The sequence below is a fragment of the Sphingobacterium sp. UBA7253 genome (genome assembly GCF_002472745.1).
Classification (GTDB): domain Bacteria; phylum Bacteroidota; class Bacteroidia; order Sphingobacteriales; family Sphingobacteriaceae; genus Sphingobacterium; species Sphingobacterium siyangense.
This window is the reverse complement of sequence record NZ_DKSP01000233.1, coordinates 1,802-23,088: the sequence shown is the minus strand read 5'-3', so window position 1 is coordinate 23,088 and position 21,287 is coordinate 1,802. Positions and strand designations below refer to the sequence as shown.

Sequence of the window (21,287 nt, the reverse complement as noted above, 5' to 3'; positions counted from 1 at the left end):
GGTTATTTCCCTGAAGCAAAGATGTTGATGTAGTACAACTTTGCCAAAATTTAACATTTTCACATCACTACTACATGAAATTTCAACTTGCTCAGCTTACCTTTTTTTGTATTTTATGTTTTTGATAGTCAGCTTTTTAGATAGTATTTTTAAACGAAATAACACGAGCTTTAGTGTGTTTTATACACTAAAGCTCGTGTGTGGTAATGATGTAGTGTTTGTGATGGGAATTTAACGTTCCATCAGGAATTCAGAGAGGTTTTTGTCTGTGGGAATGCCTAACTTTTTACGTAATCGATAGCGTCTAATCTCGACACCGCGTGTACTAATGTTAAGCAATGAGGCAATTTCCTTACTCGACATATTGAGCCTTAAGTAGGCGCATAGTTTAAGGTCATTGGGGACAAGATCAGGAAACTCTTGTTTCAATTTCTTGAAAAAATTCTCATGTGATTCGTTAAAGCTTCTTTCAAAAATATGCCAGTCACGATCGTCATTATGGGCATCATCAATGAGCTTGTTTATTTTTTTCAATTCATCCGAACTCAGTTTGTTGCCATCAGCATCTTTAAGCTGTTTAAGCTCGTCGTGTAAATTGTTCAACATTTCATTTTTGTAAACGATATTGAGTGCTGCATTGGCCAGTTCTTTATTTTTTAATTGAAGCTGATCTTCTAATTGCTGGTTTTTAAGTTTGATCCAGTCCTTTTCTTTTTGCTCGGTTTCGCGTTCCAAAGCAATCTTTTTCTCTTCCAACCATTTTCGCCGAATTTGAAACTGACGCTTGCGCTCCTGCTGAAGACTAAATATATAAGCTAAATAGATGAGCGTTATCAGCACCAGTGTATAAAATACCTTTGCCCACCAAGAAAGGTACCATGGATACCGAATAGTAAAGGAAAACGTTTGAATTTCCGAAACCAAGCCCATATTGTCCTTCGCCCTTATTTTAATTTGAAATTTTCCATAAGGTAGATTAGTGAAATCTTGATAGGCAGTTTCACTCCATTCGGACCAATTGTCCGAGTAACCTTCGAGATAATATTGGTATTGAATCGGTGATGACGAATAATATGGACTTGAAAAGCTAATTCTAAGATTATTGTCCGATGATGATAGTTTGAACGCTGAATCTGGAATAATAACCTGTCCTGTTGTCAAGTTGATGAGTTGTGCTATTTGTGGAAGTGGCAACCTATATTTTTGTGATTTATCGGAATGACGATAGATTGCAAATCCATCATCTAAGCCGATGAGATAGTATTGGTTTTCAATAGGGAGAATGTTTTCATAGTTATTCATCATTCGATCCTGTAAGGGACTGAGCAGATTGGAGTCAATATGAAGTTTGCCCTTACTGTCAAAATCTACTTTAGCAATTTTTGTCTTCTGAATAAACCAGTAGCTGTTTGTATTGATCGGTATGACCTTATTTGAATTTTTATAGGTGCCTAATGCTGTGTTTAATTCATCGGCATAGCTGAATCTTTTTACAATATTGTCGAATTGGAGAAATCCGCTGTCCGTCGCAAATACAAGATTATTTTCTAATGTATAAATCCCTGTAAATTGCCTCTTTGAAGCGATACTGTCCTGTTTGGAGGAAAATAAAATATTTGCCTGTTGGAAATTCGCATCAAATCCGAGTAGTTGTATCTGTCCCCAATCGCCAATCCAAAAGGTATGGTTATCTTTTTGCGCCAAAAATCGAACGGGATCTTTAACGCCCGCGAATTGCTGGACGAACTGAAGATGTATACCATCGAAGCTAAATTTCGATAGGCCCGTATAGTTTCCTTGAAGAATATTTTTTGTTCCAAAAATAGGCTTGAATATCCAGCCGCCAGTGATCTGTGAAATCTTCTCGAGCCGCCCATTAACCAATTTGAAGGTTCCATCATTATGTCCACAGATAAGTTCATCGCCAAATATGGCTAAGGTCCATACCTGACCGTTTGAATTGGGAATCTGAGAAAAATTTAACGAATTATAATTGTTTAATCCCTTCCATTCGCTTGAGAATAATCCCTTATTGGTTCCAAGATAGATTTTCCCCTGATAGATAATTGATGTATAAACCGTACCAATTTTTCCAACAAAATCAGTATAAAATGATAACGGGGAGTTGATTTCAATGCGGTCTATACCATTATCAAGTCCCACCCAGATATTCTTCTGATTGTCCTTCACAATACTGAGAACGGTATTGTTTTGGAGACCATTGTTTTTATTGATATGCTGAATGACCTGACCATTTTTATTGATGACAATAACACCGTTTTGGATGGTGCCAAAAGCGTATTGTCCGTCATAGAGGTATAAGCCATTGTTGATTTGTGATTGGCTCAAGAGCTGGTTTGCCGGAACAGGCCAGGGTAGGATGGAACCATCGGCTTTCATCAGGTAAAGGCCGTTTCGCGAAGTGGCAATAAGCGAGGTCGTTGCGTCGAAAGGTAAGATGGCAAGTACATTTTTATCTTTCAAGACCTCTTTTCCTTTTACAGGGATAAGTTTATCCTGTTTAAATTCATGCAGACCACTTGGCAGCTGTTCGAAAAATAACTTGTTATCGAGCTGATGCGGAAATAAAAAGGGTTCACCTTTGGCGGTTAGCTGCCGTATACGATTGTTTTCCCAAATATAAGATTTGGAAAATGTATGAAAAAATACCCGTTGGTCCTCAACAATGATTTTCCAGATTTCTTCGTTTGGAAAATAGGTCTTGTCCTGCACAAGTTTAGAGAGACTATGATAGGTCAAGTTTCCGAAAGGTTTGGAAGTCCAATAGCCAAATTCACCTCTTCCGCCTGTATAAATTTTTCCGTCTTTACCAATCGCAACACTTCGGACTGTTGAATGATTTGGCAGTGGAAAGATACGCCAGTATTGTCCGTCAAATTGTAACAGTCCCTCGGTATTTGCACTATAAATGCGACCATCTTTATCGACTGCCAAAGACCAGTTCTGATTTCCAGCCTTGTATTGGTCTTTTTTGTATTGTTTTACAAAAGGTGTTCCTGTAGGTATGATTGTCTGGCAATAGCCAGGGTGCATTAAAAAAAATAAAATGCTGCAAAACCAAAAGATATAGATGTTACTATATTTTTTTGTTGTCATCGACTCCCTCACTTTAAACTGATTTTGGGGACAATATATCGATTTTATCGCAGAATTGATAATCTCCCTCGGCGTACGGAGTTCTGGGAGCTCCGACAGATCTCCTTCTTATTTTGGAGCTGAACCGATGGAACCATTTAATCGTGTTGAAAATCAGGAATGAAGCTATTTATTCCACCTATTTGAACAAAAAATACTCCTTTTGCTGTGAACGATTTTTGATATTTGAGTTCATTTACTTCGTTAAATAACCAAATAAACCAAAACAACTATGATAACACCGATAACCAAAACGGTAGGGAAGGGGTTACTTTTATTTTCGTTGATGAGCATGTCTGCACCAGTGGTGCTTGCCCAATCGCAAATAAAGATCTCCGGAAAAGTAAGCTCCTCAACAGGCGAGCCTCTTGCGGGGGTTACAGTACAGATAAAGGGGGTGAAAAACGGCACTGTAACCGATGGGGCCGGCAATTATCAAATTCTTGCGCGAGATATTGATGTCCTGATATTTTCGCTGGTAGGCAAAGAGAAGGCTGAAGTCCAGGTCAATAAGAAAGATCACATTAATCTCGTTCTCCAGGAGTCCAGTAGCCTGATTGATGAAGTGGTTGTCGTAGGCTATGGTACCCAGAAAAAAAGCAATTTAACCGGTGCTGTTGCTGCTGTCGATGGAAAGGTGCTTAACAAACGTATCGCTACAAATCCAACGCAATTACTTCAAGGTCGCATGCCCGGCCTTCGTGTTACGCAAGGATCAGGAGAAGCGGGGAATGAGAATGTGAATCTCCAGGTACGTGGATTGGGTTCCTATGGTGCCTCTTCCGCTCCACTGGTTATCGTAGATGGTATCCCCGGGAGTTTGGAAAATTTAAATCCTCAAGCAATCGAGAATATCACTGTATTAAAAGATGCTGCATCGGCTGCTATCTATGGGGCAAGAGCAGCAAATGGAGTTATTCTCGTAACGACAAAACAGGGTAAAGCTGGAAAAACACAACTGAGCTACGATTATAATGTTGGAATTACCAAAGCCTCAGCTCTTCCAGACCTCGTGTATAATTCCGTTGATTATATGAACCTGTATAATCAGGCAAATAAAAACTCTGGTGTCACAAATCCAAATGCTTCTTTTAGCCAGGAGATGATTGATGCCTACAAAAATGCAACAGATAAAAAATTATATCCCGATTTTAACTGGTTGGATGCTGTCTTTAGAACAGTCCCGGTACAGACGCACAATTTAAGCTTAAGCGGTGGTGCCGGAGGAACAAATTACAACGTTATTTTGGGCTACGTCAATCAGCCTGATATTATGATCGGGACTTCTTTTAAAAAGTATAATCTACAGCTTAACCTAGGCTCTAAAATCAATGAACGGATAAGTTTTGGTTCAAGCATTACCTTGAATTATGGCGATCGGAAATACCCTAGAAATGGTAGTGAAGATCAGTTTTTGTCTACCATTAGTCAATCACCACTTTATGGACCTGTATTACCAGATGGTAGTGGTCGTTATACGTCCAGGGCATATCCTTTTCAGTCTCCAAATAAAAACCCTGTTGCAGTTGCTGAAAATGCATTTACAAGACTGAACAATTATTTTATGCAAGGCAATATTTTTTTAAATGTGAAAATATTGGATGGGCTGGATTGGAAGACTAGCGGCGGATTGACGTATGGCTTTACAAAAAACTATACAAACAAACCTGTGATTAATCAATACATGTGGTTCGCCAAACCCGATGATCTACCCGCCAGACAACTTGATGTGGGTGGTCAAGGGCTAGAAGTAACGGACGACAACAATGTGTACCCGGTGGGTTATACACAATTGACTTACGATAAGTCTTTTGGAAATCATAACATGAAAGTACTGGCAGGAACCCAGGCAGAATATAATAAAACACAAAAATTGTTCGGAAGTAGGTTGCAATTTCCCAACAATGATTTGCTTGAGCTTGATGGTGGCGGAGCTGGCCAACAGTCTAATAGCGGTGTAACCAATGAGTGGTCATTGAGGTCTTACTATGGTCGATTAAACTACGACTACAAAGGCAAGTATCTACTTGAAGGTAATGCGCGTTACGACGCCTCTTCACGTTTTCCTGAAAATAGAAAATGGGCATTTTTCCCTTCATTATCCGGAGGCTGGAAAGTTTCGGACGAGACGTTTTATGGGCCTAAATTGAAAGAAGTTGTTAATGAACTAAAATTAAGAGCCTCTATTGGAACACTGGGTAATCAGAATATTGGTAACTATCCTTATCAGATTGTTTACAATTCTTCTTTTGCTTATCCTTTTGATGAAACACTCCAACAGGGGGCTCGTCAGGTAGCTATGGCTAATGGCAGGATCAAATGGGAGAGTACCAAAGTCCTGGATTTCGGTGTGGACTTCGGGCTATGGAACAACAAATTGACCGCTTCTTTCGATTGGTATAACAAAGTAACATCAGATATTTTATCCGCATCTACGGCTTTCCCTTCTTATATTGGGCTGACTGCACCGACCGTCAATTATGGTGAATTGCGTAACAGAGGTATAGAACTCGGTCTTCAGTACCGTGATAAAATTGGAGAGGTATCGCTGACCCTCAATGGAAATATTCAGGCCAATCGCAATAAGGTGATGAAATATGGAGCCGAACGTATCTCGGGCAATACCATTATCCGAGAAGGTTTACCTTATGGTAGTTTTTATCTTTTGGAGAACACGGGTATATTCCGTTCGAAGGAAGAGGTGGCAGCCTCTCCGGTGCAACAGATTCCGGCGCAACCGGGTTATCTGAAATTTGCCGATGTAAATGGCGATAAAGTTGTGGACAATAATGATCGTATTGTCGTGCCGGGCGCTTATCCAGATTTCGATTATTCCTTTAACGCGACGGCTGTTTGGAAGAATTTTGATTTTACAGCCTTTTTCTTCGGTTCTCAGGGACAAAAAATATTTGTAAGTGAGTGGGGAATAGTTCCTTTCAGGCAAGGTGGTACATTCACCCGCGACTGGATGGATGCTTGGACTCCAGAAAACCCCAATGCATCGCTTCCAATAGTCGGTGCTGAAAATACCCCTGCCGCAAATAACGTACGGACTGCGTCGACTTTCTTTTTAAAAGATGGATCGTTCCTGCGTCTTAAAAATATTCAGGTAGGCTATTCTATTCCACAGAGCACCTTGTCCAAAGCTGGTATTTCTGGCCTTCGCATCTATTTTGCGGCGGATAACCTGGTCACATTCTCCAAGTTCCCCGGTTTAGATCCCGAACGTGGCGTTTCATCAAGTGGTGGTGCAACATCAGGACGTTATGTGACTCATCCTCAGAATAAAGTATTCGCATTTGGAGCGAGCATCACATTCTAATCTAGTGGTAACTAAAAAAAAATAAAGATGAAAAATAGCGTAAAAAAAACATATCTATACCTAAGCTTAGCTACCCTAGCTTCACTAGGTAGTTGTACAAAAGATTTTTTAAATAAAAACCCAACGGATAAAATTTCGGAATCAACCTTTTGGAAAACGCAGACTGATGCTGATTTGGCACTATCGGGCTGTTATGAATTTCTTTGCCGGGGATACAATTCGACGTCTTCATCCAATGCACGCGGTGGTTGGGGGGGAGCAAGTATGTTTTGGGATGGGCTTTCAGACGATGCCTTTGTGTCCAGTACCTCCAATAACTTCAATATTATTTCGCGATCCGGAATCTCCTCAACAACCGGCGGAATGCAATCTGAGGGGTATGAGATTTCGTATCAGGCCATTGCTGCATGTAATAAATTGATTGCCAATATTGACCGCATTACAAGCATGAGCCAGCAGGACCGTGACCGATATAAAGCAGAGGCTCGTTTTATCCGGGCCCATTACTACTTTTTGTTGACCAATCTGTACGGTGATGTGCCATTGACTTTAGAACCCCTAGGTATGGACGATGCGAGTATTCGGTTGGGTAGAACACCTAAAACCAACGTTATCGAAGCGATTTTAGCAGATTTAGATTACGCGAGTGAAAAACTGCCAAATACAGGATATAAGGGGCATGCTGTGAGGGGAGCTGCATTAGGCTACAAAACAAAGGTGTTGTTGACTGCAAAAAAATGGGCCGAGGCAGCGGCAACAGCGAAGATTGTTATGGATGAAAACAAGTTTTCGATCTATCAGGGTGGTTACCGTGATCTGTTCCGAAAACCTGGACAAAATAACAATCCCGAAATCATGTTCTCCGCTCGATTTTTACCGCCCAATATGTATAGCCCAGCAGATATGATGTATTCTTATCTGAAGACAATACAACCGTTGGGGTATCTGGTGGATTCTTATTATGCCATCGATGGAAAAGATATTAAGGAATCGACGGTTTACGATGCTAAAAATCCTTACGAAAATAGAGATCCACGGTTGAAGTCGACAATCATGTACCGCGGTGTATGGAGAGGTACCACTGCATCTTCAGCTTTTGATCCGGTTGCCGAAGGGGTTTTGGGTGGTTTTTTACCGAGAAAATATATCAACGAATCGAAATGGCCAACCAGTTACGCGACACAAAGTGATCAGGATTGGGTATTCTTACGTTATGCAGATATTTTATTGATGTACGCAGAAGCGAAAAATGAAAGTGCCGGGCCTGATCAGACAGCTGTAGACGCGTTGAATAAGGTAAGATCCAGGGCTGATGTGAAAATGCCGCTCTTAGAGTTTAGCGGTTCCTTGACAAAAAATGAATTCCGCGATATTATCCGTCATGAACGGAGGATTGAATTGGCTTTGGAAGGGCAACGTTATTTTGACCTGAAACGCTGGGGGATGATCAAAGAGGTGATGGATAAAACCAAGGATCCCGATGGAGCTTCACGGTTATTCATGGCAAGAGATACCTTATGGCCAGTACCTCAATCTGAGGTAGATATGGCCAAAAGTTTAGGCAATGACAATTTTAAGCAAACACCAGGTTTCTAAATTAAGAAAAAGAAAAATTCAGGTATGAAAGCTATATATAATATGTTCTTGTCAATTGTCCTCATCATGGTGATAGGTAGGGGATCATTGACTGGGCAAGTGAACCGCTTGCCCGATAGTGTACGCATGAAATGGTGGGAGGAAGCCCGGTTTGGCATGTTTATCCATTGGGGAGTATATGCGCAGTTTGGCGGTGTTTATAAGGGGCACGAACAGGCACGTGGTGGAGCAGAATGGATTATGAACCGCTCTAAAATTCCGGTTGATGAATATCAGGCGATGGCAAAACAATTTAATCCCACACAGTATAATGCAGACGAATGGGTACGCATGGCGAAAGATGCCGGGATGAAATATTTGATTATCACGGCCAAACACCACGATGGTTTTGCGCTCTTTGAAACAACAGCGAGTAAGTGGAATATGGTGGATGCGACGCCCTACGGTAAAGATGTTTTGAAACCTTTGGCCGAAGCCTGCCGAAAATATGGCCTGAAACTTGGCTTTTATTACTCACAGGCACAGGATTGGAATAACCCTGGTGGATCGGCTGCTCGTAAATTAATGCGAGAAGGCTGGCCTAATCCAGATTCAACCCGCATAGATGATTACACACTAGCACATCATGGCCATTGGGATCCCAAACAAGAAACAGCGAGTTTTAGTGACTATATCAAAAACGTATCTGTGCCTCAGGTCAAAGAATTGTTGAGTAACTATGGGGATATTGCTGTGCTATGGTGGGATACACCAACCAATATGACCGACGAAGCCGCAAATATGCTTCAGGACCAATTGGCATTACAACCCAATATTATCACAAATGATCGATTGAAACGGCCTAATTTCCCTGGCGATACCAAAACGCCGGAGCAAAAAATTCCAGATTGGAGTGAACTTGAAGGCAAGCATTGGGAAACTTGTATGACCATGAATGGCACTTGGGGCTACCGCACATCGGATCATAAATGGAAGTCTGCCGAAACCTTGATCCGCAATCTCGTTGATATTGCTTCCAAAGGTGGAAATTACTTGTTGAACGTTGGTCCAAAACCCGATGGATCCTTTCCACAGGAGAGTATAGAACGTTTGGCTGTAATTGGCAAATGGATGAAAGCCAATAGTGAAGCAGTCTACGCGACCAAGAGTAGTCCTTTACAGCCATTTGAATGGGGGAGATGTACCATGAAGGAAGATGGAAAGCGGACTTATTTGTATGTCTCCGTATTTGACTGGCCAAAAAATGGCATAGTTGAACTTCCGATTGAAAATAAAGTTTTAAAAGCTAGTCTTTTAGCCAATAATCAAGTGTTAAATGTAAAATCGAATGCCAATGGTATTCAGATTGCCGTGCCTGAGCAGACCATTGATGCTGTTGCTACAGTGATTAAGATTGAAGTGGCTGGCAAATTTAAGCGCGAAAAAGGGGCCGGAGCAAAAAACATGAAAACTGGGGCTTTGGACGAGTAAGGCCGATAAGATGAAAAGCAGATACTAAAATAGCATAATGAAGAAAAGTAGATTGAATAAAATAATTGCGTTGTTGTTGACTTTTGGAGTTGCTCAGCTCCACGCTCAGGAAGTTAAGCGGATTGATCAAGGCTGGGATTTCTTAAAGAGCGATCTGGGGGGAATCTGGGAAGCTGTAAGACCGGTGGGAGCCGGTAATCCCGAGTCTGTTCCACTTTGGGAGCAGATAAATCTGCCGCACTGTTATAATGCGCTGGACGCTGTTGATCCAGCTATAAATTATTATCAGGGGCCAAGCTGGTACAGAAAATCGCTGGAGATCGATAACCCCTATTTAAATGGTCACACCCTTCTTCATTTTGAAGGAGCCGGACAAAAGACAGCTGTTTATATCCATACAAATAAAGTTGGGGAGCACGTTGGCGGATACGACGAATGGACTGTGGACATTACAGATGCCGTTGAAAAGTTAAAAAAAACAGCCGCTTTTAAAAAACAGTTTAAGGGCAAAATACCGCTTTCAATTCGTGTGGATAATTCACGTGATCTCGAAATGATCCCTTCTGATCTGTCTGATTTTAACGTCTATGGAGGTATTTACAGACATCTAAACCTGAAATATGTTCCGCAGACAGCTTTGGAGCGTGTGTTTGTTGAGGCGTCAGTAGGGGCCGATGGTAAGCAGGGAGTGGTCAACGTCCGCGGACGGTTGATGCCATTTTCGGCTCAGACAAATTTTGAAGTCGAAACGCAGCTCTATGACCCTGCTGGAAAAATCGTGCAAACCCAGCAACCACAGGTAAATAGGGGGACGTTGAATCTTGAATTTGGACAATTCCTGGTCAAGAAGCCACAGCTTTGGAGTCCTGATCAACCGGCTTTATACCGTTTAGTTACGACAATCAAAAGCAATGGACAAGTATTTAAAGAAGAGAGTGTCTTTGGCTTTAGACATGTAGCGTTTAAAGAAAAAGGTCCTTTTCTGCTGAACGGGAAAAGGCTTTTGCTTCGTGGTACCCATCGTCATGAAGACCATGCCGGCGTTGCTGCAGCAATGACTGACGATCAGATTCTACAAGAGATGACCCTGATGAAAGAGATGGGCGTAAACTTTATACGCTTGGGACATTATCAGCAGAGTCGTAAAGTGCTTGAGGCCTGTGATAGTCTGGGCATTTTGGTTTGGGAAGAGATTCCATGGTGCAGAGGTGGATTAGGTGGTGAGGTCTATCAACTTCAGGGAAAACGGATGTTAACCCATATGATTGAACAGCATTATAATCATCCATCGGTCATTATCTGGGGGCTTGGTAATGAAAATGATTGGCCTGGTGATTTTACGGAGTTTGATCAGGCAAAGATAAGGGCTTATATGAGTGAACTCAATGATTTAGCTCATCAATTGGACCCGAGTCGGAAAACAGCAATACGACGTTGTGATTTCTGTAAAGATATTGTTGATGTTTATTCGCCCTCCATTTGGGCGGGTTGGTATAGAGGTGTTTATACCGACTATAAAACAGCGTCCGAAGAAGAAATGAAAAAGGTAAAACATTTCCTTCATGTGGAGTGGGGCGGGGATAGTCATGCAAGACGACATGCAGAAGACCCTGATCGCGCTTTAGCTAAAATCAAAGGTGATGGCACAACAGATGAACGGGCAGGCGATGCGTCGCTCATTGGTGGTGCAGCACGGGTTTCTAAAGATGGCGATTGGAGTGAAAGCTACATCTGTAATCTCATCGATTGGCACTTAAAGGAACAAGAAACAATGCCTTGGCTCACGGGAACAGCCTATTGGCCATTTAAAGATTTTTCAACTCCGGTCCGACCAGACAATCCTGTGCCTTATGTCAATCAGAAGGGTGTTGTTGAACGGGATTTTACCAAAAAAGAATCGTACTACGTATTCCAGTCGTATTGGACAGCGAAACCAATGCTGCATATTTATGGCCATACTTGGCCGATCCGTTGGGGTGAAAAAGAGGAGTCGAAAATGATAAAGGTATATTCCAATGCCAGTGAGGTTGAGCTTTTTGTCAATGGAGAAAGTCAAGGATTAAAGAAAAGGAATAGCCAAGATTTTCCAGCGGCAGGTTTGCGCTGGATGGTGAAACTGAACGAAGGAAACAATCAGATTAAAGCTGTCGCGAAAAACGGACGGGAAATTCTAGTGGATGAAATTGAACAGCAGTATCAGACAAAAAAATGGGGTAAACCTGCCAAATTACTTGTCGAACAGATTGCTGCGGAAGGCGAAGTAATCACTGTGCAAGCCCAAATTGTGGACGATACCAATACCCCCTGTCTCGATGCAAAGGACTGGATCTATTTTGGTTCAACCGGCGATGGTCAGTTGATCGTCGATCAAGGCACTTCTACGGGGTCGAAAAAAGTACAGGCCTACAATGGTCGTGCATTGATTAAACTTCGACTGCCTTCGGGAAGAGCCGTGGTATCAGGCCGGATGGAAGGATCAAAGAGTACCTTGTTAACAATAGAAAAATAGTACAAGATGTTAAAAGCAACGAATCATTTGAACTTCTTTTTACTGCTCGGCCTCCTGGGGACGATTGCTCCATGCCGTGCACAAAGCAATTCGCCGCAGCTGAAGCTTTGGTATAATCAGCCGGCCTCACTGTGGGAAGAAGCACTGCCACTTGGAAATGGCACAACAGGAGCGATGGTCTTTGGAGGGCTAAATAAAGATAGGTTTCAAATTAACGATAATACGCTGTGGTCGGGTGAACCCGATGCGGGCAATATTCCAAACGGCCCGCAGGTTTTACCCCAGGTGCGCCAAGCCATCTTTGCTGGAAAATATGAAGAGGCAGCAGTTCTTTGGAAGAAAATGCAAGGACCTTATTCTGCTCGGTATCTACCCATGGGCGATTTATGGTTGGACTTTCATCAGGACGAAAAAAAGGTCAAAGATTATAAACGGGAGCTGGATCTTGAACGAGCGATCAATCAGGTGAGTTATTCGTATCAAGGTGTTCGATACCAAAGGGAAAGTTTTGTCAGCTTTCCGGATAAAGCATTGGTGGTTCGATTGAAAGCGGACAAGAAAAAATCAATTACCTTGGATCTTTCCTTGACCAGTAAGCTCCGATATAGCGTTTCGATCCAAGGGGATAATCAACTGACCCTTCAGGGTAAGGCGCCGAGTTTTGTCGCCAATAGGGATTATGAACCTCAACAGGTGCTGTACGATAGTGTTGGCGGAAAAGGGATGACCTTTGCGATGCAGGTCAGTGTAAAAACTACCGGTGGTGTGGTGAAAAAAGAGCAGGATAAGCTTAAAATTATAGGCGCAGATGAGGTGATTTTATTTTTGACAGAAGCGACAAGCTTTAACGGTTTTGATAAGTCTCCGAGTCAGGAAGGTAAAGATGCCACGCTGCTCGCAAAAAAACGCATGAATACGGTCTCCAAAAAGAATTTTCATACCTTACTTGCAAACCATCAAAGGGATTATCAAACGCTATTCAATCGTGTAGCCTTTGCGCTGACCGGTACTTCTGCACATGATAAATTACCTACAGACCAGCGTGTCATGCAGTTTTCCAAAGGACCGGCCGATTTGGGACTTCTGACGCTGTATTATCATTTTGGACGCTACTTATTGATTGCCAGTTCCAGACAAGGAGGAAGGCCTGCAAATTTACAGGGGATCTGGAATGATCATGTGCAGCCACCGTGGGGAAGTAATTATACGACCAATATCAATACAGAAATGAATTATTGGCTTGCGGAAAATACCAATCTTGCAGAATGTCATCAGCCTTTGTTTGATTTTATGGATGAGCTGGCGATCAACGGGGCTAAAACAGCATCGGTAAATTATCATATCGATAAGGGCTGGGTTGTGCATCATAATTCCGATCTATGGGCCAAAACTTCCCCTCCGGGCGGATATGATTGGGACCCCAAAGGAATGCCACGCTGGTCGGCATGGCCTATGGCAGGTGCCTGGTTGAGCACACATCTATGGGAACACTATCGTTTTACGGGTGACAAAACTTTCTTGAAGGAGAAGGCCTACCCATTGATGAAAGGGGCGGCCCAATTTATGCTGCAATGGCTGATTGCTGATCCTGGAAGTAAATATCTCGTGACCAATCCTTCCACTTCACCTGAAAATACAATTAAAATAGCAGGTAAAGAATATCAATTGACTATGGCCTCTACCATGGATATGGCGATCATTCGTGAGCTTTTTACAGCTGTTATTCGTTCATGTACGATATTGGGTATTGATCCTGAATTTAAATCGGCTCTAGAAGAAGCGAAGGAAAAGCTTTATCCCTATCAGGTGGGCCAATATGGACAATTACAAGAGTGGTTTAAAGATTGGGATGATCCAAAAGATCAGCATCGGCATATTTCCCACTTATTTGGTTTATACCCGGGCAATCAGATCAGCCTTGCGGAAAACAAGGCTTTGGCTGCGGCCGCCAAGCGTTCATTGCTTTTAAGGGGCGATGTCAGTACCGGCTGGTCGATGGCCTGGAAGACAAATTGGTGGGCGAGGCTTCAGGATGGAAATCATGCCTATAAAATCCTCAAGGATGCCTTAAATTTTATCGATCCTAAATTGGATCGTGCTCAGATGAGCGGTGGTGGAGCTTATCCGAATTTATTTGATGCACACCCACCTTTTCAAATTGACGGTAATTTTGGTGCTACGGCCGGAATGACTGAAATGTTGCTGCAAAGTCACGATGGTGCTGTTCATTTATTGCCGGCTCTACCTGATGAATGGTCTGCTGGGACGATTAAAGGAATTAAGGCCAGGGGAAACTTTACCGTAGACATTGCCTGGAAAAATAACGTATTGACCGAAGCAATGATCGTATCCAATATTGGAGGTGTTTGTCGTTTGCGTACACCTTTACCTGTTAAAGTTGTCGGCATCGAATCAAATCAGGCCGCCGTCACAGACAACACGCTATTATATAAACCGGAACAACTACCGTATACGATCGCTGATCCGTCCAAATTGCCGTCGTTAGCAGCTACGAAAACGTTCGAAGTTCAATTTGAGACGATAAAAGGTAAACGGTATCGTATTGTTCCGCTATAAATCAAAATCCAGGAAAAATGAAATCTAAATCAATTGTTCGCATTATGGGCTGTCTTCTTGGGGTCGCAATTTCCCCCTTATTTTTGAAGGCAGAAATTAAGAAAGGTGTTTTTGAGCAGGAGATCATCCAGACGCTGCGTCCTGTTATCCTAAAGCAGTCCAAATGGGCGATGAAGCAGAAGCCATTGACTGTGACAGCATATAGCGCGGTCCGGAGTGCCGGGGGTATTCATGATTTTTATTCTGAAGGCGATTATTGGTGGCCCGATCCCAAAGATCCAGCTGCGCCCTATATCCAACGGGATGGGATGACTAATCCGGCCAATTTCGTTGAACATCGTAAAGCAATGATCCGCTTCAGCCGAATCGTGGGTGCACTGGCCTCAGCCTATCGTTTGAATCCGGATAAAAAATATGTACAGCAGGCACTTCGTCATTTAAAGGCTTGGTTCGTTGATGCAGAAACGATGATGAATCCGAATCTTCTTTATGCACAGGCTATACAAGGGCGTTTTACAGGGCGCGGAATAGGTATTATTGATACCATTCATCTGATGGAAGTTGCACAGGGCGTAAAGATATTTGAAAATGACCCCAATTTTCCACAGGCAGCCAAGGATGCCATACATCGTTGGTTTGCGGCTTATTTACGCTGGCTTACAACGCATCAATATGGAATCGATGAAATGAATGCCGCCAACAACCATGGTACATGTTGGGTGATGCAGGTAGCCGCATTTTCGAGTTTAGTGCAAGATACTGTATTACTCAATACATGTGCAGATCGTTATGCGCATGTGCTGCTGCCGAATCAAATGGAAGCTAATGGAAGCTTCCCGAGAGAATTGCAGCGGACAAAACCTTATGGATACGCGTTGTTTAATCTGGATGCGATGACCATGATCTGCCAGATTTTGTCCAAGACCAATACCTCCCTTTGGCAGTATTCATTGTCTGATGGGCGGACCATAAAAACGGGGATTGATTTTATGGCCCCCTATATCGCAGCTAAAGAAAAATGGCCTTATCAGAAAGATGTCATGTATTGGGATCAATGGCCAATTGCACATCCGGCACTTGTCTTTTCGGCAGTGGCTTTCCAGAATAAAGACTATCTGCAGCTTTGGGAAAAGCTTGATCATGCACCCGAACAAGAAGAGGTTATTCGAAATTTACCCATTCGCAACCCAATTATATGGCTTTGATTTTCCTAGCCCCCTTATAAAATAACTTAACCATTTCACCTTAAAAACCTACAGATAACATGAATGTTAATGCTACGTCTTTGCGAAGATATGCCCTCTTTTTGTGCTTTCGAAATTTAAAAAGGCCATCCGTGGCCAAAGCACTATTTTTGACCGGAATTTTATGCGCTTTTCAACATGTTGAGGCACAGAGCACAAAGCAGCTGCAAAAAGCTTGGGGGCTTGCAGATCAACAAGCTCAGCTACTTTATAAAGAATTGCAGCTCTTGAAAAAAAGTGATTCATCCTTGGTATCGCCACGTACGCTTTCCTCAGATAACGAACTGGTTGCCGTGAAAAGGGGGGACTGGACCAGTGGTTTTTTTCCTGGCGTCCTGTGGTATCTCTACGAAAAATCGGGAAAACAAAAATGGAGGGATCTTGCTTCAGAAACGACAAGGTCGATCGAAGCGGAGCAATTTAATGGAAAGACCCATGACATGGGCTTTAAGGTCTACTGTAGTGTAGGAAACGGTTATCGGTTAACCGCAAATCCACAGTACCGGGAGGTGCTTGTTCAGGCAGCCAAAACGCTGGCAACCCGCTTCAATCCGACAGTCGGCTGTATACGTTCGTGGGATCACAATAGTCATCGCTGGGATTTTCCGGTCATCATCGATAATATGCTCAATCTAGAATTGCTGTTTGAAGCAACCAAACTCACTGGAGATTCTACTTATTATCATATTGCGGTGAGCCACGCCAATACAACGCTAAAAAATCATTTTAGGCCAGATTATAGCACCTATCATGTAATAGACTACAATCCGAAAACAGGAGCTGTACAGCATAAAAACACCCATCAGGGCTTAAGTGATGAATCGACATGGTCGCGGGGAGAGGCCTGGGCACTGTATGGCTATACGATGTGTTACAGAGAAACAGGAGATCCGAAATATCTGCAGCAAGCCGAAAAAGTTGCGCAGTGGCTGTTTGCACATCCCAATATGCCGAAAGATTTGATCCCTTACTGGGATTTCGATGCGCCTAATATTCCAAATGAACCACGGGATGTGTCGGCAGCGACAGTCATAGCGTCGGGGCTGTTGGAATTAAGCATGTATAGCAACCAAGGGAAAGATTATCGTGCAAAAGCACAGACCATATTGGCGAACCTGATAGACAATTACATGTCGCCACCAAATAAAAGTAGAGGTTTTATATTATTACACAGTACAGGATCGAAACCTTCCAATACTGAAGTGGATAAACCCTTGAGTTATGCAGATTATTACTTTTTGGAAGCACTGCATCGGCAAGAAGATCTACTTTCAGGAAAAGTTCAATCGGATCTGGTCCGGAAAAATCCAGCGGGACAATTGATCTATTTTCCAGATGCACAGGGAAATGTAATCCCCGACTTTAGCCATGTGGGCTATCATCAAGGTGATCAAAAGCTGCCCAATGTTCCTGTTGTGATTACTGTAAAACCCAGCGTAAATGGCGATGATCAAGAAATTATACAGCAGGCTATCGATGCTGTATCTGCAAAACCACTTGATAAAAACGGTTATAGAGGTGCTATTTTGCTGAAAAAAGGCCAGTACAATATACCTGGAAGCCTGGAAATTCATGCCAGCGGTGTCGTGTTGAGAGGGGAGGGCGATGCTATAGGGCAAACCCTGCTTAAAGCCACAGGTCCGCACCAACGGAGCTTATTGAAGATTTCGGGTACAGGTAGTTATTCAGTAGACCAGGCTAGAGAACAGTTTGTTAAGAATAGATATGGACCTGTAGGGGCTAAATATGTCCTAATCGATCATGCGAAGGAAAGGAAAGTGGGCGAGCAGGTACTGCTCTCATATGAGATGAACGACGCCTGGATCGAAGCGCTTCGAATGAACCAAATTGAAAAGAGAGAAGGGACGAAACAGTGGACCGCGCGGGAATATAAGCTAAATTTTGAACGTACTATTTTGGCCATTAAAGGTGACTCTGTATTTTTTGATAATCCCTTGGTGATGGCGATTGATCCGAGGTATGGAAAAGTGGCTGTCATTCCTTACACCTTTGACGGACGTATAAGTGAAGTTGGAATCGAAAATATACGTTTCGAATCCGATTTTGTAAGTGATGGAGACGAAAACCACGGCTGGATCGCAATTGATATGGATAAAATAGCGAATGGTTGGGTGCGCAATATCACCGCGCGTTATTTTGGTTATGCAGCGGTGAGCCTTGGCGCTTTTGCCAAACAGATTACAGTAATGAAGTCGCGGTGTCTGGATGGAAAATCTCAAATTACAGGTGGCCGAAGGTATTCATTCAATAATGACGGTCAGCTTAATTTATTTAAAGAACTTTATACCACGGAAGGACGCCATGATTACGTAACAGGGGCTAGGACCCTCGGTCCAAACGTTTTTAGCCTTTCTAGCGCGGAGCGAACACATGCGGATATCGGTCCGCATCATCGATGGGCTGTTGGAACCTTATACGATCAAATCGTAACGGATGGTGAAATTAATGTTCAAGACCGGGGTAACTGGGGAAGTGGACATGGCTGGGCTGGGGTGACACAAGTCTTATGGAATTGTACGGTCAAAAGTGCTGCAGTACAACAGCCCTGGGCTTCCGGACAAAATTTTGCCATAGGAGTAAAGGGAGAAAAGGTAGCTGGAAGATTGAAAAATAGAAATGCTGGTTACTGGGAAAATCAAAACAGCATAATGTCGATCGGCTCACTTTATGAGCAACAATTAAAAGATCGATTAAAGTGATTCTTGTTCGTATTTATTCAATGGAATGATTATTTTTATCATCCATTTCAATTATATACCTTATGATGCCATTACGTGTTTTTATGCGCTGTTTTTGCTGTGTGTTAGCTTTAATTTCTGTTTTGCATGCGCAGGAAAAAAACTATCGTTTTTTACACTTGGATGTCAACGAAGGTTTGTCTCAAGGCAGTGTTTTCGCTATAGCCCAAGATCACTTGGGTTTTATGTGGATCGGCACCCGTGATGGCTTAAATAAATACGACGCCCGAAAGTTTACGATTTATCGCAGTAATCCGCAAGATAGCCTTTCCTTAGAGCACAACTTTATTCAAGCGATTACGGAAGATAACAAAAGGCGGCTTTGGATAGGGACAATGACAGGTCTGAACTTATACAATCGAGAATCAGACAATTTTATCCGTATACCATTACCTACGGTAGAGAGCAGCAGTGGGAAAATGGATGTCAACGTTCACCAGATTTTTCAGGATTCCAACGGTAAGATTTGGATTGCGACAAATATAGGCTTGTACAAGATTAAAGAGGGCCGGCATCCTGAAGCGGAATTGGTCTTCAATGAGATTACCGTTGAAAGAAGCCAGGGAAAAGAATACTATCGTAATTTTCGAACCATGTATGAGGATCGCCGCAAGCGATTATGGTTTTGTACCGATGATGCCATTGTACTCATGCAAGCCGCATCGAAAGATGGAAATAGCTTAAAGGTGCTAAGGACTTACTTCAAAGAGAAATCGGTAAATAATAAGATTAATCAACGGTTTCAGGCGGTTTTGGAGGTTAGTCCAGGTATATTTTGGGTAGGTACAAAATATAATGGTATTCGGATTATCAATGAGAATACAGACGAAATATCCTCGTTAACCGAAGAGGGCAATCATACAGGTTTGGCCAATCAAGATGTGCGGTCCTTAAAAAAAACAGATGATGGAAAGATTTGGATTGGAACATTCAATGGCCTATATGTTTATCAAAACGGAAAATTACTTTTTATCCAGGCAGACGACGGAAATCCCAATAGCTTAAGCAATATTCCATTCGCCCTATATTTCAAGATAAGCGGGGATCTATTTGGATTGGAACCTACTTTGGAGGGATTAATATTTATGACAAGGATATTCCTAATTTTCAGAATTTCACCCATCAATCTAAACGCAATAGCCTAAGTTACAATGTGGTGAGTGCATTTGTTGAAAATGCTATGGGAGAACTGGTGATTGGAACTGAGGGGGGCGGACTGAATTATTTTAATCGGCGTACGAATTCTTTTTTTAGTGAACGTCACGATAAAAATAACCTGAATGGCCTAAGTCATAATAATGTGAAGTCTATCTGTTTGGATAAGGAAGGGAATTTATGGGTGGGTACTTATGATGGTGGGTTGAATTTAAGACGAAAGGGGCAGCAAGGCTATGAACATTTTCGTTTCGATCCCAATGTAAGTAATGGCCTGGCAAATAATAATGTGTATGCGATCTTAGAGGATCGTAATGGCGATATTTGGATTGGTACTTTCGGCGGAGGACTACAGGTACTTCGTAAAAACCAGAAAGCAGGAACTTTCCAGACATTTGATGTTGCCAGAAAGCAGTTGAGTTCCAATATGGTGCGCACTTTACTAGAGGATTCAAAAGGTAATCTTTGGATTGGTACTTCAAATGGTTTAAATCTAAAATTAGCGGGGACCAATAAATTTGTTTCCTTTCTAAATGACAAGAAAGATTCCCTTTCAATTAGCGGAAATGATATTGTGAGTATCCATGAAGATCGGAAAGGACATATTTGGATCGGTACGTATATGGGCGGGCTGAATCTTTATCTTCCAGAGAAGAAAGCGTTCAAAAGGTTTAATGAGCGAAACGGATTACCGATCAACAATGTTTTTGCTATTCTAAGTGATCTGAAAAACAAATTGTGGTTGAGCACAAATACGGGGATTTCTTGTTTCGATCCCCTATCTGGTCATGTGCGAACCTATACGAAGATCGATGGTCTCCCTGGTAACGAATATATTCAAAATGCAGCAGCAATGTTGCGGGATGGAAAACTTGCCTTTGGAAGCTTCTCGGGCTTCACCCTATTTAATCCGGATAGTTTAAGTGTCAATAATTACATTCCCCCCATTCAGTTTACGGAGTTGAAATTATTCAATAAAACAGTTCTTCCGGGCCTCGATGGTGTTATCCCTAAAGATATATCCATGATGGATGAATTAATTCTTGATCACAATCAAAATGTTTTTAGTTTGGAATTCAGTGTATTGAATTATGTTCATCCGGAGAAAAATCAATATGCTTATTATCTAAAAGGCTTTGACCAAGACTGGAATTATGTGAGCAATCCCGTGGCTACTTATACCAATTTAGACCCCGGTACTTACGAGCTTTGGGTAAAAGGGGCCAACAACGACGGGGTATGGAACGAAAAAGCAACGGTCTTGAAGATTAAAGTGCTGCCAGCGCCATGGAGGACATGGTGGGCTTATAGCGGCTATTTTCTTCTTTTTGCTGCGGCCAGTTTTTTGGTTATCCGATTTTTCCACGGTAGAAACAAATTGAAACAAGACCTTTTGATTCGGAAAATAGATTCGGAAAAACAGGAGGAGCTTCATGAAGCAAAACTGAATTTCTTTACCAATATCTCCCATGAATTCCGTACGCCATTGTCATTAATTC

9 protein-coding genes and 1 pseudogene are annotated in these 21,287 nt (G+C 42.3%); 9 read left to right on the top strand and 1 reads right to left on the bottom strand.

Annotated elements, in window-relative coordinates; translation table 11 throughout:
• Positions 1-231: 231 nt before the first annotated feature.
• A complete protein-coding gene (locus B2X72_RS24715; RefSeq protein ID WP_286851918.1) occupies positions 232-3,117 on the bottom strand; it encodes a helix-turn-helix and ligand-binding sensor domain-containing protein in 2,886 nt (961 codons plus the stop codon).
• A 271-nt stretch (positions 3,118-3,388) separates the two neighbouring features.
• Here B2X72_RS24715 and B2X72_RS24710 point away from each other — a divergent pair, with 271 nt between their 5' ends.
• The 9 genes and pseudogenes from B2X72_RS24710 to B2X72_RS24670 form a co-directional block, all read left to right on the top strand.
• Positions 3,389-6,478 carry a SusC/RagA family TonB-linked outer membrane protein gene (locus tag B2X72_RS24710; protein WP_286851917.1) on the top strand — a complete coding sequence of 1,030 codons (3,090 nt, stop codon included), beginning with the start codon at positions 3,389-3,391 and terminating at the stop codon, positions 6,476-6,478.
• Positions 6,479-6,505: 27 nt separating this feature from the next.
• Entirely contained in the window at positions 6,506-8,074 is a 1,569-nt protein-coding gene (locus tag B2X72_RS24705) for a RagB/SusD family nutrient uptake outer membrane protein (protein ID WP_088160962.1), read from the top strand.
• Between the two features lie 24 nt (positions 8,075-8,098).
• Entirely contained in the window at positions 8,099-9,544 is a 1,446-nt protein-coding gene (locus tag B2X72_RS24700; protein ID WP_286851915.1) for an alpha-L-fucosidase, read from the top strand.
• Between the two features lie 37 nt (positions 9,545-9,581).
• Positions 9,582-12,053, top strand: coding sequence for a glycoside hydrolase family 2 TIM barrel-domain containing protein (locus B2X72_RS24695; protein WP_286851913.1), 2,472 nt, complete (start codon positions 9,582-9,584; stop codon positions 12,051-12,053).
• Between the two features lie 6 nt (positions 12,054-12,059).
• Positions 12,060-14,630: a glycoside hydrolase family 95 protein gene (locus tag B2X72_RS24690; RefSeq protein ID WP_286851912.1), complete on the top strand. Its 2,571-nt coding sequence runs from the start codon at positions 12,060-12,062 to the stop codon at positions 14,628-14,630.
• Between the two features lie 17 nt (positions 14,631-14,647).
• On the top strand, positions 14,648-15,835 hold the full coding sequence (locus B2X72_RS24685) for an alginate lyase family protein (protein ID WP_286851911.1): 1,188 nt from the start codon (positions 14,648-14,650) through the stop codon (positions 15,833-15,835).
• Between the two features lie 131 nt (positions 15,836-15,966).
• The gene (locus B2X72_RS26570; RefSeq protein ID WP_349681406.1) at positions 15,967-18,594 is read left to right on the top strand and encodes a glycoside hydrolase family 88 protein; all 2,628 of its coding nucleotides are present in this window, start codon (positions 15,967-15,969) and stop codon (positions 18,592-18,594) included.
• A 62-nt stretch (positions 18,595-18,656) separates the two neighbouring features.
• A pseudogene (locus B2X72_RS24675) lies at positions 18,657-19,559 on the top strand (ligand-binding sensor domain-containing protein); the annotation flags it as partial.
• A gap of 230 nt (positions 19,560-19,789) precedes the next feature.
• The coding region (locus B2X72_RS24670) for a ligand-binding sensor domain-containing protein (protein ID WP_286851907.1) at positions 19,790-21,287 on the top strand (1,498 nt) is incomplete at its 3' end.